General features: G+C 62.1%; 16 protein-coding genes. 12 read left to right on the top strand and 4 right to left on the bottom strand.

Annotation, left to right across the window (positions count from 1 at the left end; genetic code table 11):
* Nucleotides 1–52: 52 nt before the first annotated feature.
* From modA to J3D60_RS04245, 6 genes are all read left to right on the top strand, one after another.
* Nucleotides 53–826, top strand: a complete 774-nt coding sequence (gene modA / locus J3D60_RS04270) for a molybdate ABC transporter substrate-binding protein (protein WP_065941572.1) — start codon at nucleotides 53–55, stop codon at nucleotides 824–826.
* Nucleotides 827–1,507 (top strand): molybdate ABC transporter permease subunit, encoded by a 681-nt coding sequence (gene modB, locus J3D60_RS04265; RefSeq protein WP_253490023.1) that lies wholly within the window; start codon nucleotides 827–829, stop codon nucleotides 1,505–1,507.
* Between the two features lie 5 nt (nucleotides 1,508–1,512).
* The gene (gene modC / locus J3D60_RS04260) at nucleotides 1,513–2,592 is read left to right on the top strand and encodes a molybdenum ABC transporter ATP-binding protein (RefSeq protein WP_253490020.1); all 1,080 of its coding nucleotides are present in this window, start codon (nucleotides 1,513–1,515) and stop codon (nucleotides 2,590–2,592) included.
* A gap of 78 nt (nucleotides 2,593–2,670) precedes the next feature.
* Nucleotides 2,671–3,720 (top strand): DNA topoisomerase IB, encoded by a 1,050-nt coding sequence (locus tag J3D60_RS04255; protein ID WP_253490018.1) that lies wholly within the window; start codon nucleotides 2,671–2,673, stop codon nucleotides 3,718–3,720.
* A gap of 124 nt (nucleotides 3,721–3,844) precedes the next feature.
* A complete protein-coding gene (locus tag J3D60_RS04250) occupies nucleotides 3,845–5,467 on the top strand; it encodes an ABC-F family ATP-binding cassette domain-containing protein (protein WP_253490013.1) in 1,623 nt (540 codons plus the stop codon).
* A gap of 69 nt (nucleotides 5,468–5,536) precedes the next feature.
* A complete protein-coding gene (locus tag J3D60_RS04245) occupies nucleotides 5,537–6,241 on the top strand; it encodes a YoaK family protein (RefSeq protein WP_027606603.1) in 705 nt (234 codons plus the stop codon).
* A gap of 144 nt (nucleotides 6,242–6,385) precedes the next feature.
* On the opposite strand, the gene J3D60_RS04240 is transcribed toward J3D60_RS04245, so the two are convergent.
* From J3D60_RS04240 to J3D60_RS04225, 4 genes are all read right to left on the bottom strand, one after another.
* On the bottom strand, nucleotides 6,386–6,739 hold the full coding sequence (locus J3D60_RS04240; protein ID WP_027606604.1) for a hypothetical protein: 354 nt from the start codon (nucleotides 6,737–6,739) through the stop codon (nucleotides 6,386–6,388).
* Nucleotides 6,740–6,909: 170 nt separating this feature from the next.
* A complete protein-coding gene (locus J3D60_RS04235; protein ID WP_065941576.1) occupies nucleotides 6,910–7,221 on the bottom strand; it encodes an AzlD domain-containing protein in 312 nt (103 codons plus the stop codon).
* A complete protein-coding gene (locus J3D60_RS04230) occupies nucleotides 7,218–7,913 on the bottom strand; it encodes an AzlC family ABC transporter permease (protein ID WP_027606606.1) in 696 nt (231 codons plus the stop codon). The genes J3D60_RS04235 and J3D60_RS04230 overlap by 4 nt, the downstream gene beginning before the upstream one ends.
* A 71-nt stretch (nucleotides 7,914–7,984) precedes the next feature.
* A complete protein-coding gene (locus J3D60_RS04225; RefSeq protein WP_025856028.1) occupies nucleotides 7,985–8,200 on the bottom strand; it encodes a hypothetical protein in 216 nt (71 codons plus the stop codon).
* A gap of 176 nt (nucleotides 8,201–8,376) precedes the next feature.
* Between J3D60_RS04225 and J3D60_RS04220 the strand changes: the two genes are divergently transcribed.
* The 6 genes from J3D60_RS04220 to J3D60_RS04195 all read left to right on the top strand — a co-directional run bounded on the left by J3D60_RS04220 (nucleotide 8,377) and on the right by J3D60_RS04195 (nucleotide 15,045).
* On the top strand, nucleotides 8,377–8,733 hold the full coding sequence (locus J3D60_RS04220) for a metalloregulator ArsR/SmtB family transcription factor (protein ID WP_253490000.1): 357 nt from the start codon (nucleotides 8,377–8,379) through the stop codon (nucleotides 8,731–8,733).
* A 19-nt stretch (nucleotides 8,734–8,752) separates the two neighbouring features.
* Complete coding sequence (locus J3D60_RS04215; protein WP_253489998.1) at nucleotides 8,753–10,036, top strand: arsenic transporter; 1,284 nt, start codon at nucleotides 8,753–8,755, stop codon at nucleotides 10,034–10,036.
* A gap of 13 nt (nucleotides 10,037–10,049) precedes the next feature.
* Nucleotides 10,050–10,535 (top strand): arsenate reductase ArsC, encoded by a 486-nt coding sequence (locus tag J3D60_RS04210; protein ID WP_253489996.1) that lies wholly within the window; start codon nucleotides 10,050–10,052, stop codon nucleotides 10,533–10,535.
* A gap of 84 nt (nucleotides 10,536–10,619) precedes the next feature.
* Nucleotides 10,620–11,231, top strand: a complete 612-nt coding sequence (locus tag J3D60_RS04205; protein ID WP_065941580.1) for a LysE family transporter — start codon at nucleotides 10,620–10,622, stop codon at nucleotides 11,229–11,231.
* Nucleotides 11,232–11,917: 686 nt separating this feature from the next.
* Complete coding sequence (mgtA, locus tag J3D60_RS04200) at nucleotides 11,918–14,632, top strand: magnesium-translocating P-type ATPase (RefSeq protein ID WP_253489993.1); 2,715 nt, start codon at nucleotides 11,918–11,920, stop codon at nucleotides 14,630–14,632.
* A 65-nt stretch (nucleotides 14,633–14,697) separates the two neighbouring features.
* Nucleotides 14,698–15,045 (top strand): SLOG family protein, encoded by a 348-nt coding sequence (locus tag J3D60_RS04195; protein WP_253489969.1) that lies wholly within the window; start codon nucleotides 14,698–14,700, stop codon nucleotides 15,043–15,045.
* The last annotated feature ends 3 nt before the right edge of the window (nucleotides 15,046–15,048 follow it).

Raw genomic sequence — 15,048 nt, 5'->3', positions numbered from 1 at the left:
CCCGTCCCTATAATCGGCACCAGGTTCTGCACCTTCTCAAACGGAGCCGTTCATGACTTTCAATACCCCTCGCTTTGTACCCACGTGCCTGGCGGCATTGGTTGCGTTGCTCGCGACCGCAGCGGCCCACGCCGATGAAGTCCAGGTGGCCGTAGCGGCCAACTTCACCGCACCGATCCAGGCGATTGCCGCCGACTTCGAAAAAGACACCGGCCACAAACTGGTCGCAGCCTACGGCGCCACCGGGCAGTTCTACACCCAGATCAAGAACGGCGCGCCGTTCGAAGTGTTCCTGAGTGCCGACGACACCACCCCGCAAAAGCTCGAAAGCGAAGGCGACACGGTCAAGGGCTCGCGCTTCACCTACGCCGTGGGCACCCTGGCGCTGTGGTCGGCCAAGGAAGGTTATGTAGACGCCAAGGGCGAGGTGTTGAAGAAGAATGACTTCAAGCACCTGTCCATCGCCAACCCGAAAGCCGCGCCTTACGGCCTAGCCGCCACCCAGGTATTGGCCAAGGAAGGGTTGACCGAGCAGGTCAAGGACAAACTCGTCGAAGGCCAGAACATTACCCAGGCCTTTCAGTTCGTTTCCACCGGCAACGCCGAGTTGGGTTTTGTGGCCTTGTCGCAGATCTATAAAGACGGCAAAGTCACCAGCGGCTCGGCCTGGATCGTCCCGGCCGCCCTGCACGACCCGATCAAACAGGACGCGGTGATCCTCAACAAGGGCAAGGACAGCGCTGCAGCCAAGGCACTGGTCGACTACCTCAAAGGGCCGAAAGCCGCTGCCGTCATCAAGTCCTACGGTTATGAACTGAGCAAGTAAATGCCCCTGTCGAGTGCCGATTTTTCCGCAATCTGGTTGACCCTCAAACTGGCGTCACTGACCACCGTGATCCTGCTGGTCATCGGCACTCCGATTGCCCTGTGGCTGTCACGCACCCGTTCATGGTGGCGCGGCCCCATTGGCGCGGTGGTAGCCTTGCCATTGGTGCTGCCACCCACCGTCATCGGTTTCTACCTGCTGTTGACCATGGGCCCCCACGGCTACTTCGGCCAGTTCACCCAATGGCTGGGCCTGGGCACCCTCACCTTCAGCTTCGCCGGGCTGGTGATCGGCTCGGTGATCTACTCCATGCCCTTTGTGGTGCAGCCGTTGCAAAACGCCTTCTCCGCCATCGGCACGCGCCCATTGGAAGTGGCCGCGACCCTGCGCGCCAATCCTTGGGATACCTTCTTCACGGTGATCCTGCCCCTGGCGCGCCCGGGGTTTATCACCGCCTCCATCCTGGGGTTTGCCCATACGGTCGGTGAGTTCGGCGTGGTGTTGATGATTGGCGGCAATATTCCCGACAAGACTCGCGTCGTCTCGGTACAGATCTACGACCATGTCGAAGCCATGGAATACGCCCAGGCCCATTGGCTGGCCGGCTCCATGGTGGTGTTCGCGTTCCTCGTGTTGCTGGCGCTTTACTCCAGCCGCAAGACCAAGATGGGCTGGAGCTGATGCCGATGATCAATGTACGCCTGAACGTGAACTACACCGGCTTTGCCCTGGATGTGGACCTGCATATGCCCGGTCGTGGCGTGACCGCACTGTACGGTCACTCGGGCTCCGGCAAGACCACCTGCCTGCGCTGCATTGCCGGGCTGGAGCGGGCCGAGGATGGGTTTATCCAGATCAACGATGAAGTCTGGCAAGACAGCCGCAACGGCCTGTTCGTGCCGCCGCACAAGCGTGCGCTTGGCTACGTGTTCCAGGAGCCCAGCCTGTTCCCCCATCTATCGGTGCGGGCCAACCTGGAGTTCGGCCTAAAGCGCATCCCGCGCCCGCAACGCCGCGTCGACATGGCTCTGGCCACAGAGTTACTGGGGATCGGCCATCTGCTGGAGCGCAACCCCCAACACTTGTCCGGCGGTGAACGCCAGCGCATCGGTATCGCCCGTGCCCTGCTCACCAGCCCAAGACTCCTGTTGATGGATGAACCCCTGGCCGCCCTCGACAGCAAGCGCAAAGGCGAAATCCTGCCCTACCTGGAACGCCTGCACGACGAACTGGACATCCCCGTGCTGTACGTCAGCCATGCCCAGGATGAGGTGGCGCGCCTGGCCGATCACATCGTGTTGCTCAGCGACGGCAAGGCCCTGGCCAGTGGTCCCATCGGCGACACCCTGGCGCGTCTCGACCTGCCCCTGGCGCTGGGGGACGACGCGGGCGTGGTGATCAACGGCAGCGTCAACGCCTATGACGATCACTACCATCTGCTCACGCTGCAACTGCCCGACAGTGCCCAGCACCTGCGCGTGGCCCATGCACCGCTGGCGTTGGGCAAGGCGTTGCGGGTCAAGGTACAGGCACGCGACGTCAGCCTCAGCCTGCAAGCCGGAGAGCGCAGCAGCATCCTCAACCGCCTGCCGGTGACGGTTACCCAGGAGATCGCGGCGGATAACAGCGCCCATGTGCTGGTGCGCCTGGACGCGGATGGCACGCCGTTGCTGGCGCGGATCACGCGGTTCTCCCGCGACCAGTTGCAATTGCACCCCGGCCAGGCGCTGTGGGCGCAGATCAAGGCGGTGGCCGTGCTGGCATAAGAAACCTTTTGGCACGACCGCACACGGCTGCGGTCAATCAGGAATACCGGCCTGATCCGTTGCCAAGGAACCCGCACCATGCCCGACTCCGCGCTGCCCGCCGACCTGCCCCGCGACCTGCATTACGTTGACGATACCCAGCCCGGCATCCGCCGCAAGCGAGTGCGCGGCAAGTTCCAGTACTTCGACGCCAAGGGCGAACGTATCCGGGATGCCGATGAGATCAAGCGCCTGAACGCCCTCGCCATCCCTCCGGCGTATACCGATGTATGGATCTGCGCCGACCCGCGCGGGCACCTGCAAGCCACCGGCCGCGATGCCCGTGGACGCAAGCAATACCGCTATCACCCGCGCTGGCGTGAGGTGCGTGACAGCGACAAGTACGCGCGGCTGCAAGAGTTTGGCAACGCCCTGCCGAAACTGCGCAAACAGCTCGAAGCGCAAATTGCCGAACCCGGCTTCACGCGCGAAAAAGTCCTGGCCACGGTGGTGATGCTGCTGGACGCCACGCTGATCCGCGTCGGCAATACCCAATATGCGCGAGACAACAAATCCTACGGGCTGACCACCCTGCGCAACCGCCATGTGGATGTCAAAGGCAGCGAGATCCAGTTCCAGTTTCGCGGCAAGAGTGGCGTGGAGCACCAGGTCAGCGTCAAGGACCGGCGCCTGGCCACGGTGGTCAAGCGCTGCCTGGAGTTACCGGGGCAGAACCTGTTCCAGTACCTGGATGAAGACGGCGAGCGGCACACCGTCAGCTCCCATGACGTCAACGCCTACCTGCACGACCTTACCGGTGCCGACTTCACTGCCAAGGATTACCGCACCTGGGCCGGCACCGCCATGGCGCTGGCGGTGCTGCGGGAGTTGGAATGGCAGCCGGAATCCGACGCCAAGCGGCATGTGGTGGCGATGGTCAAGGATGTCGCCAGGCAACTGGGCAACACGCCTGCGGTGTGCCGCAAGTGTTATATCCACCCGGCCGTACTGGAGCATTTCAGCCTGGGTGAATTGTCCAGGTTGCCCAAGCCGCGGGTGCGCAAAGGCCTGAAGGCCGAGGAAGTCGCCTTGGCGATGTTCCTTGAACAACTGGCCGCCGACTTGCCCGGCGATGCCAAGGCGGGTTAGGCTCTGGCCCCCTTCTGACTTCCGGGACGACCGCCGACGTGAATCACTAAGCCTTCCAGAATGTACCTGCAACAAGCCGCCTGGCGCGCTTGTTGGCCTGTCCGACATTTTTTTGGAGGTGCTGATGACTGACGTCAACCGGCTACCCGTATTGGTTTCCCTGCAACACCTGTGCTTCCAGTTCGCCAATGGCGAGACCTTGCTGGACGATCTGAACCTGTCCATCGACCACACGCCCACCGGGATTGTGGGACGCAATGGACGGGGCAAAAGTATCCTCGCCCAATTGATCGCCGGCGTGTTGTCCCCCTCCTCCGGCTCGCTCAAGCGCTCGGCCAGCGTGGCCTATGTCCCCCAGGACATGGCAGTTGCCGCGGGAGACACCCTCGCTGACCTGACGGGCACCACGCCCGTGCTGGCGGCACTGGCACGCATGGCGGCAGGGACGGCGCAGGTCGATGACCTTGAGTTGATCGACAATCGCTGGGACCTTGCCGAACGCTTGCGCGCCGCACTGGATACGGCAGGCCTTGCGCAGCTGGGTGTGGATGCGCCGGCCGATCAACTCAGTGGAGGGCAACTGGCGCGGCTCAGGCTGATCGGCGCCGTGCTGGCCGCACCGCAACTGCTGGTGCTCGATGAACCCACCAACCACCTCGACAGCGCCGGCCGCAGGTGGCTGCTGCACCTGTTGCAGGAATGGCGTGGCGGCCTGGTGGTCGTGAGCCACGACCGGCAAATACTCAACACCCTCGGGCGCATCATTGAACTGTCCCCTCTCGGCCCTCACGTCTACGGCGGCAACTATGATGCCTATCGCCTGCAGCGCGACACCGAACAGCACGCCGCCGTCGCGGCGCTGGAGCACGCACGCCTTGAGCGCAACCGCGAACGCCGGCGCGTGCAGAAAGACCATGACAGCCTGCAACGCCAGGCGGCGCGCGCTCGCAAGCACGCCGAGACGGCCAATGTGGATCGGTTTACCAAGGCGCGCTGGAAAAGCGCCGCCACCGAAGTCGTCGGCACCGTGCGCAGTGCCCATCACGCGTACAAACACGCGCTGGATGAGCAGGTGCGCCAAGCCTACGAGCGCGTGGTGGATGAAACGCCGACTCTGTTGGCCTTGCCGGGGTCGATCGTGCCCAATGGCCGTCAGGTGGTGGCCTTGACGGAGGTCCGGTTGCCCTGGCTGGAGCATCCCGCCCTCACACTCAACTTCACAGGGCCGGTGCGCGTGGCCGTGCAGGGACCGAACGGCTGCGGCAAATCCACCCTGCTCAAGGTACTGGCCGGCCAATTGCAGCCCGCCAGCGGTGAGTGCACGGTGCCGGTGCCCTGCGCGTATATCGACCAGCACCAGGCGCTGCTGGATGACCGACGCTCCCTCGTCGAACAGCTCAACCTGCTCGACACACCGCTGCCCGAAGCCGAACTGCGTACGCGCCTGGCCTTGCTGCAACTGGATGCCCGGCGGGTCACCCAACCAACCGTGCAGCTCAGCGGCGGCGAGCGGTTGAAAGCCGCGATGGCGATTGCCCTGTGGGGTGAAACACCCGCGCAACTGCTGTTGCTTGATGAGCCCACCAACCACCTGGACCTGGAATCGGTGATCGCCTTTGAACAGGCGCTGCAGGGCTTCAGCGGGGCAATGATGGTTGTATCCCATGATGAGGCGTTCATCCAGGCGTTCGGGCCAACCCACCGTTTGCTCTGGCAACCTGAGGGTTGGCGCCTTGAGTGTGTCTGAGGTCATTGCGCGCGCAATCAAAGCGTCCTAGGGTAGTGGCCGGATAATCTCACCGAGGAACCCGGCCCTATGCTGCCTTCGCCCAACAAGCCTTATGCCAATGCCGCACTGGCCCATCAAAAGCGCTGGCGCGGCCGCGTCGGCCTGATGCTGGTGGCCAGCCTTTCGGTATTGGCGGGCATGACTGACGCCATCGGCTTCATGGCCAGCGGCGACTTTGTTTCATTCATGAGCGGCAACACCACGCGCCTGGCAGTGGCCATCAGTGTGGGGGATCTCGGCTTGACCGCACGCCTGCTATTGCTGGTCGCCACATTCGTTGCCGGTAACGCCTTGGGCGTAGTGGTCGGTCGCCTCAGCCGGCGCCATGCCCTGCCCCTGTTGCTGTGTATCGCCACCTTGCTCTGCGGCGCAGCCTTACTGCCCTTCGCCGACACCTTGCCGGCGCTGCTGGCGGCGATCATTGCGATGGGCATGCTCAACGCAGCCGTGGAAGAGGTCAACGGCTTGCCGGTGGGGCTGACCTACGTGACCGGCGCACTGTCACGCTTTGGGCGCGGACTGGGGCGCTGGATGCTGGGGGAGCGCCGTAACGGCTGGCGGGTGCAACTGATTCCGTGGGCGGGGATGTTTGTCGGCGCGGTGATTGGCGCGTTGCTGGAGCAGCACATGGGGCTGAGGGCGCTGGTGGTCAGCGGTGTATTGGCGGGCGTGTTGGGGCTGGTATCGCTGAAGATTCCCCGGCGCTGGCATTTGGGTTTCATGCCGCGATAAGGACTAAAGGTGCCCGCCCGACGGTAAGGCCTCGACGTCCGTGTACTGGTAAAGAGCCATTATGTCGGGCGGGCGGATTGAATCATAAGCGAATGTCCGGCGGCTGTCCCGCCGGGCGTTTCCTGAAATGACTAAGGCAACGGATTACAGACAGGTCGCAAGTGCGGCCAAGCGACGCTTGGCCGGCATCGTATCTTCAACGGCGTAGTACTTGACGGACGAACCGGCACCGGCGCTTTGCACGTCGACGAAGTAATCGCCACCCGTGGTATAGACGGTGAAACCACCGGCCCCGTTCGGCTCCTTGAAGCCACCGGCGTCGACACCAAACACGCTTTCATCCTGCCAGCCGAACTGGATGCACTCGGCAACCACCAGCGTGGCCTTGTCCGATGCCATGGCCTTGTAGGGAGCCCCCAGGCGTGCCTCGTTCATCTTCGAGCCCGCGCAACCGGCCAGTGCCGTCAATACCAATGCGCCCATTACCACCTTGTGCATGCCATTGCCTCGTTGGAAAAAACGCGACTGTACCATTGCCGCAAGGCTGACTGACGCCCCCATGAATTTTGTTTCACTGTGGAGGGAGAATATGCCGCCTATAGTGGGCAGGCTCATTTTTAGAAGTGTCCTTCTGCCCGCCCTCCCGCGGGCTTTTTTTCGCCTGCGCTTCAGAGCCACCAGCGAAACAGGTAGAACAACGCCATGCTCAGCAGCACGGTCATCAATACGTTACGCGTCCAGAACATCAGCGCCACCGCGCAGATGCCGGCCAGCAGGTAAGGATTGGCCGGGCTCAGGTTGAGCTGGTGATCAGCCAGAAAAATAATCGGCCCGCAAATCGCCGTGAGCATGCCCGGCACCGCAAACCCGAGAAACTCCCGTGCCCCACGGTTGAGGCGCAGCGGCAGGCGCGGCTCGATAAACAGATAGCGGTTGAAAAAAACCACCAGGCCCATGGCCACAATCATCAGGTAAATCATCGCTGCCCAACCCCCAGGCGTTTGCAGAAAAACCCTGCGCTCATGCCGAGCACACCCGACACCACCACCGCCGACTCCCAGTGCAGGAAGCTCAGCCATACGGAAAACAACAACGACACCGCCACGCAGACCACCGTCGGCACATCGCGCACCACCGGGGTGATCAGCGCGATAAAGGTGGCGGCGATGGAGAACTCCAGGCCTAACTGATCAAGGCCTGGGATGCTTTTGCCAAGCACGATACCGGCCAGGGTGAACAGGTTCCAGGCGATGTAAAACGTCAGGCCAACGCCCAGGGCGTACCAGCGATTGAAGGTTTCACGGTCATAGTGGTTGACCAGCGCAAAGAACTCATCGGTCAGCAGAAAGCCCAGGCTCATGCGCCAGCGGGTCTTGAGCGGCGAAAGAATCGGGCGCAGGTGCATGCCATACAGCAGGTGCTGGGAGGTCAGCAGCAAGGTGGTCAACACGATGGAAATCAGGCTCGCACCGCTCTTGACCATGCCAATGGCGACCAACTGCGCAGCGCCGGCAAACACAATGGCGGACAAGCCCTGGGCTTGCAGTGGCGTGAATTGCGCATCGATGGCCATGGAGCCGGCCAGCAGTCCCCAGGGTGCACAGGCCAGGGACAGGGGAATGACGGCGATTGCACCGCGAGCGAAGGCGTAATGAGGTAAGGCAGCAGGCATGGAAACGGCTCATCGACAGACAGTCCACAAGCATGCCAGCGCAAGATGGAGCTTGTCTTGAACGATCTTGCTCAGGCGAGCCTGACCGACACCTGCTCCACCGAATCCCGCGCTTCACGCAGTTCGTGAGCGTCCTGGTTGAGCCGGTGAATGGTGTTGAGCAAGCGCTGGCGCAGCACTTCATCACCGAGTTTTTCAACGGCACGCATCAGGTCGAATGCCGCGGTTTCGTTATTTTCCGCTACGGAATCCAGGGTTTTGCGCAGGTTGCGAGTGGCACGGGTCACGCGTGTCTTCCTTCATCAGCAATGGGGATGCACTTTAGGACATTCGTGTTTCATTTTAATTTCAATCACTTGTGGCGGTTTTCCCGAGGTTTGATCCATATCAATTGAAACAGGATTTGACCGAAACATATGGACATACGTATATTCGAATTTCCATATGTATGTAGGCAATGGTCATGTCGGATCCCCTTACACCGCCCACCCTGTTCAAATGCCTGGCCGACGCCACTCGCGCACGCCTGACGCTATTGATTCAGCGTGAAGGCGAACTTTGCGTGTGCGAACTGATCCATGCCTTGGACGACAGCCAGCCCAAAATCTCCCGTCACCTGGCGCAACTGCGCAGTTGCGGTGTGCTGCTGGATCGTCGCCAGGGCCAATGGATCTACTACCGCGTCAACCCGGCACTGCCCGATTGGGTGACCCAGGTGCTGGACGTCACCCTGCAAGCCAACCAGCCATGGCTGCACAACGACACACAGCGTCTGGATACCATGGGCGACAGACCACAACGAGACAGCACCTGCTGCTGAGCCACCGGAGCGTTAATTCATGCTTGTCGCAGTCGCCATTTTTATCTTTACCATCGTCCTGGTCATCTGGCAGCCCAAGGGTCTCGGAGTGGGCTGGAGCGCCACGATGGGCGCGATCCTGGCCCTGGCCTGTGGCGTGATCAGCCTGGCGGATATCCCGGCGGTCTGGCACATCATCTGGAATGCCACCGGGACGTTTGTCGCACTGATCATCATCAGCCTGCTGTTGGACGAAGCCGGGTTCTTTGCCTGGACGGCACTGCATGTGGCGCGCTGGGGGCGCGGGCGTGGCCGGCGCTTGTTTGCCTATATGGTGCTGCTCGGCGCCCTGGTGTCGGCGCTGTTTGCCAACGACGGCGCGGCGCTGATCCTCACCCCCATCGTGATGTCGATGCTGCTGGCGCTGCGCTTTTCGCCGGCGGCGACCCTGGCGTTTGTGATGGGCGCGGGGTTTATCGCTGACACGGCGAGCCTGCCGCTGGTGGTGTCGAACCTGGTGAACATCGTCTCGGCGGACTATTTCAAGATCGGCTTCAACGAATATGCCGCGGTCATGGTGCCGGTCAACGTCGTCAGTGTCGCCGCCACCCTGGCGGTGCTGCTGTGGTTCTTTCGCCGCGATATTCCGCAGACCTACGACCCCGCCGACCTGGCAGACCCCGCCAGCGCGATCCACGACCGCGCCACCTTCCGCGCCGGTTGGTGGGTGCTCGGCATCCTGCTGATCGGCTGCTTTGCCCTGGAACCCCTGGGCATTCCCATCAGCGCGATTTCCGCGGTGTGCGCCGTGCTCCTGTTGGTGATCGCCGCCAAGGGCCACAAGATCTCCACGCGCAAGGTGCTGAAGGAAGCCCCGTGGCAGATCGTGATCTTTTCCCTGGGGATGTACCTGGTGGTCTACGGCTTGCGTAACGCCGGCCTCACCACCTACCTGGCGACCTGGCTCGATACCTTTGCCACTTACGGCGTGTGGGGTGCGGCCATGGGCACCGGCGTGCTGACGGCCTTGTTGTCCTCGGCGATGAATAACCTGCCGACAGTATTGATCGGCGCGCTGTCCATCGAGTCCAGCCATGCCGTGGGCGTGGTCAAGGACGCAATGATCTACGCCAACGTGATCGGCAGCGACCTGGGCCCGAAAATCACCCCCATCGGCAGCCTGGCCACCCTGTTGTGGCTGCATATCCTGGCGCGCAAGGGCATCACCATCACCTGGGGCTACTACTTCAAGGTCGGGATTGTGCTGACCTTGCCGGTGCTGCTGATCACCCTCGCCGCCCTCGCGTTGCGCCTGAGCATCTAACGGAGAAACCGCAATGAAAGTCCTGTTCATGTGCACCGCCAACAGCTGTCGCAGCATCTTGTCCGAGGCGATGTTCAACCACCTGGCCCCGCAGGGTTTTACCGCGGTCAGCTCCGGCAGCTTCCCCAAGGGCCAGGTCCTGCCGCGCAGCCTGAGCACGTTGCAGGCAGCGGGCATCCGCACCGAAGGCTTGTACAGCAAGGGCAATGACGCGTTTAAAGGCAGCCCGCCGGATGTGGTCATCACCGTCTGCGACAAGGCGGCGGGCGAAGCCTGCCCGGTGTATTTCGGGCCGGCGGTGAAGGCGCATTGGGGCTTGGCAGATCCCTCGGAGGTTCAAGGTGACCAGGCCAGCATCCAGGCGGCATTCGATGCCACGCTGGAGACTATCGCCAGCCGTTGCCGGGCGTTTTTCGCCCTGCCCTTTGCCCGCCTCAGCCCTGGCGAGCTGAAGGTCGAACTCGAGCGCATAGCGCTGCTGGAAATGACCACCTCCTAACGGCTGGATGGATCCGCTGCGGCGATATGGATTCCCATCCCTCTGCCAGCGTATGCTCTCGCACTTTCCTGAAAGGACGCGGGCATGCTGACGATCTTTTTTTACGCACTGGTATTCGGCTTTGTGTTTTGCCTCTCCCCCGGCGCGGTGCTGGCGGAGACCCTGCGCCGAGGCTTGCTCCACGGCTTCACACCCGCCTTGCTGGTGCAGTTTGGCTCGCTGGTAGGCGATGCCGTGTGGGCTGTGATCGGCCTCACCGGCATCGCACTGTTGATCCAGCATGACGCCGTGCGCGTGCCGCTGACGATCATTTGCGCGCTGTACCTGGCGTGGCTGGGCGTACGCAGCCTGATCGACGCCTGGCACTTGCCCGAAGCCGATGATGCGCCGGCCAGTACTCGGCAAAACGCGCTGGCCGTGGGTGCGGCGATTTCCCTGGCCAACCCGAAAAACATCGTCTACTGGGGGGCACTGGGCAGCGCGCTGTCAGGCATCGTCGGCGCCACGCCCAGCCATGGGCAGACGCTGATGTTTTTCGCCGGCTTCATGCTGGCTTCGGTGCTGTCATGCTTTCTGATCGCCGCACTGGTGAACCTGCTGCGCAAGAACGCATCGCCCATGTGGCAACGCATCAGTTATGGCGCCTGCGGTTTGGTATTGATCTATTTGGCCGCTCTCGCCGCACAGGGTGTATGAAGTTATATATCGGGCAACTTTCGAGCGCCTCTTGTCTGAATGAACTCTGAACACCGGGCTATTTAATTAATCATGCGTTGACATTTTGTAACTGCCTGAGTAGATTGCCCCTGCCCGCAACTGGGGCCTTTTTTAACCCTCACAAAAGAAGCCAATGGACACAGTATCCAGTCGCTGTCCGAGCACCGCCCTGGCGGGCATCGGGCGCCCAATCCAGAACATGACAGGACTCGCCTCCCCGGTCCGGTAAGCTGCGCTGGAGCTTGATGCTCCGCCGTAACTGCCTCGCCGGTCGCCCGTCCGGTCCCGAGGTGTGTTATGACCTTCCCAACCCTTGCTTTGCCCGATGTACCCACACTGGCCGCAGCCTTGCGAGCCAAGCGTTGCCATGCCCCCTCCCCCAAAGACCCGCAGAGACCGCCGCTTTTCAGCCTGGGATAGTGCTGAGCGCCCACGCCGTTCAATCCCGCTGAAACAATAACTTCCTGATTAAGTCCCTGGAGTTTTTTATGAAACTTTCCAGTTGTAGTTCGCTGCGCGCCTTATAACTAACGCGCCAGTAGAAGTTATCCAAGCACCTTATTTAAACCGATCGCGAAGTCAGCGACTCGGCATGCTTTCGCTCGCCTGTATTCAGGTAAGTACCGGGTATGTTTTGTCGAGAATTGGCGACAGGAGCACAGACAATGAGCGCCGTAAAAAACACGCCACTGCAGAAGAAAACCGGCACCGCCAGCGACACCAAACTGTCGATGCGTGCCGCCCGCGAAGCCCACAACGGCCTGTCGGCCACCCTGGCCAACGTACGCGCCACCCAGGATGGCCTGACCGAACTGGACGCCACTGCCCGCCTGCAACGGGAAGGCCACAACGAAGTGGCCCATGACAAACCGCCTCACGCCATCGTGCAATTCCTGCAGGCCCTGAACAACCCGTTCATCTACGTGTTGCTGACCCTGGGCGGCATCAGCTTTTTCACCGACTGCTGGCTGCCGATGCAGGACGGTGAAGAAGCCGACCCCACCAAGGTCGTCATCATCATGACCATGGTCCTGCTCAGCAGCCTGCTGCGCTTCTGGCAGGAGCACCGTTCGGCCAAGTCCGCCGAAGCCTTGAAAGCCATGGTCCGCACCACTGCCACGGTGCTGCGCCGTGAGCAAGTGGGCAGCCAGCCCACCCTGCGCGAAGTGCCGATGCGCGAGCTGGTGGCCGGCGATATCGTGCAGTTGTCGGCCGGTGACATGATCCCTGCCGACATCCGCCTGATCGAGTCCCGGGACCTGTTTATCAGCCAGGCGGTGCTCACCGGCGAAGCCTTGCCGGTGGAGAAGTACGACACCCTCGGCGACGTCACGCAAAAATCCGCCGGGCCGGTCGCCGCCGACCAGGGCAACCTGCTGGACCTGCCGAACATCTGCTTCATGGGCACCAATGTGGTCAGCGGCCGCGCCAAAGCCGTGGTGGTGGCGACCGGGCCGCGCACCTACTTTGGCTCCCTGGCCAACGCGATTGTCGGCTCCCGGGTACAGACCGCATTCGATCGCGGGGTGAACAGCGTCAGCTGGCTGCTGATCCGCTTCATGCTGGTGATGGTGCCGATCGTGTTCTTCCTCAACGGCTTCTCCAAGGGCGACTGGGGCGATGCATTTTTGTTCGCCCTGGCGGTCGCCGTGGGCCTGACCCCGGAAATGCTGCCGATGATCGTCAGCGCCAACCTGGCCAAGGGCGCCACGGCAATGGCCAAGCGCAAAGTAGTGGTCAAGCGCCTCAACGCGATCCAGAACTTCGGCTCGATGGACGTGCTGTGCACCGACAAGACCGGCACCCTGACTCAGGACAAGATCATCCTCGAGCATCACGTCAACGCCTTCGGCCAGCGCGATGATGCGGTGCTGTCCCTGGCCTGGCTCAACAGCTACCACCAGAGCGGCATGAAAAACCTGATGGACCAGGCCGTGGTGCAGTTCTCGGAGCAGAACCCCAGGTTCCAGGTGCCGTTTGCCTACAGCAAGGTCGATGAATTGCCCTTCGACTTTGTACGCCGTCGCCTGTCCATCGTGGTCAAGGACGCTGCCCACGACCATCTGCTGGTGTGCAAAGGCGCCGTCGAGGAGATGCTGGACATTGCCACCCACGTGATGGAGGCCGGCAGTGCCGTGCCTCTGGATGAGCGCCGCCGGGAGGAGTTGCTGGCGATCGCCAATGACTACAACGAAGACGGCTTCCGCGTGTTGGTGGTGGCCACGCGCAACATTCCCAAGGCCCTGGCCCGCCAGCAGTACACCACCGCCGATGAGCGCAACCTGGTGATCCAGGGCTTCCTGACCTTCCTCGATCCGCCCAAGGAAACCGCCGGCCCGGCGATTGCAGCCCTGCAGCAGATCGGCGTGGCGGTCAAAGTCCTTACCGGCGACAACGCCGTGGTCACCAGCAAGATCTGCCGCCAGGTCGGCCTCGAGCCAGGCCGGCCGCTGTTGGGGGTGGAGATCGAGCTTATGGACGACGCCACCCTGGCGCGCCATGTGGAGGAGCGCACGGTATTTGCCAAGCTCACGCCGCTGCAGAAATCCCGGGTGCTCAAGGCCCTGCAAGCCAACGGCCACACCGTCGGCTTCCTCGGCGACGGCATCAACGACGCACCGGCATTGCGGGATGCCGACGTGGGTATCTCGGTGGACAGCGGCACGGACATCGCCAAGGAATCGGCCGACATCATCCTGCTCGAGAAAAGCCTGATGGTGCTGGAAGAAGGCGTGCTCAAAGGCCGCGAAACCTTCGGTAATATCATGAAGTACCTGAACATGACCGCCAGCTCCAACTTCGGCAACGTGTTTTCGGTGCTGGTGGCCAGTGCATTCATCCCGTTCCTGCCGATGCTCTCGATCCATCTGCTGCTGCAGAACCTGATGTACGACATCTCCCAGCTGGCCCTGCCGTGGGACAAGATGGACAAGGAGTACCTGGCCAAACCGCGCAAGTGGGATGCAAAGAACATCGGCCGCTTCATGATCTGGATCGGGCCGACCTCGTCGATCTTCGACATCACCACCTTTGCTCTGATGTGGTACGTGTTCGCCGCCAACAGCGTGGAAATGCAGACCCTGTTCCAGTCCGGCTGGTTTATCGAGGGCCTGCTCTCGCAAACCCTCGTGGTGCATATGCTGCGCACCCGCAAGATTCCGTTCTTCCAGAGCACGGCGGCATGGCCGGTGCTGATGATGACCGGCGTGGTGATTGCGCTGGGCATCTACGTACCGTTCTCGCCCCTGGGCACCCTGGTGGGGCTGCAACCGCTGCCGCTGGCGTACTTCCCGTGGCTGGTCGGCACGCTGCTCAGCTATTGCTGCGTGGCCCAACTGATGAAAACCCTCTACATCCGCCGCTTCAAGCAGTGGTACTGAGTTCCCCCGCCGTTTAAACGGTGGCGGTCGCCCGGCCGCCACCGTGCATTACAAGGAATAGGATCATGCGCGTCTTGATCTGTGCCGGTCGTCATTACGCCGACTGCAAAAAGTCCCGCCAAGTGCTGGACGCTTACCACCGCCTGCGCCCGGTGCAGGTGCTGATTCACGGCGGCAACCAGTTCCTCGGCAGCGCCATCGAGGACTGGGCGCGGGAACTCGGCATCGACGTGGTGCGCTACCCGCCCAACTGGCAACGCCACGGCAAGCAGGCGGAGCGCCAGCGCAACCATTTCATGCTGACCGACAGCCGCACGGATGTGGTCATCGCGCTGCCGGGTGGTGACGACACGTCGGAGCTGGTCTGCCAGGCCAGGGCCAGCGGCATTTCGGTGCTGACCGTAGAGAACTGACAT

Source organism: Pseudomonas sp. S3E17, assembly GCF_024168685.1.
Taxonomy (GTDB): Bacteria; Pseudomonadota; Gammaproteobacteria; order Pseudomonadales; family Pseudomonadaceae; genus Aquipseudomonas; species Aquipseudomonas marginalis.
The sequence above is the reverse complement of the archived record's forward strand: the minus strand, read 5'-3'. Positions and strand labels throughout refer to the sequence as shown.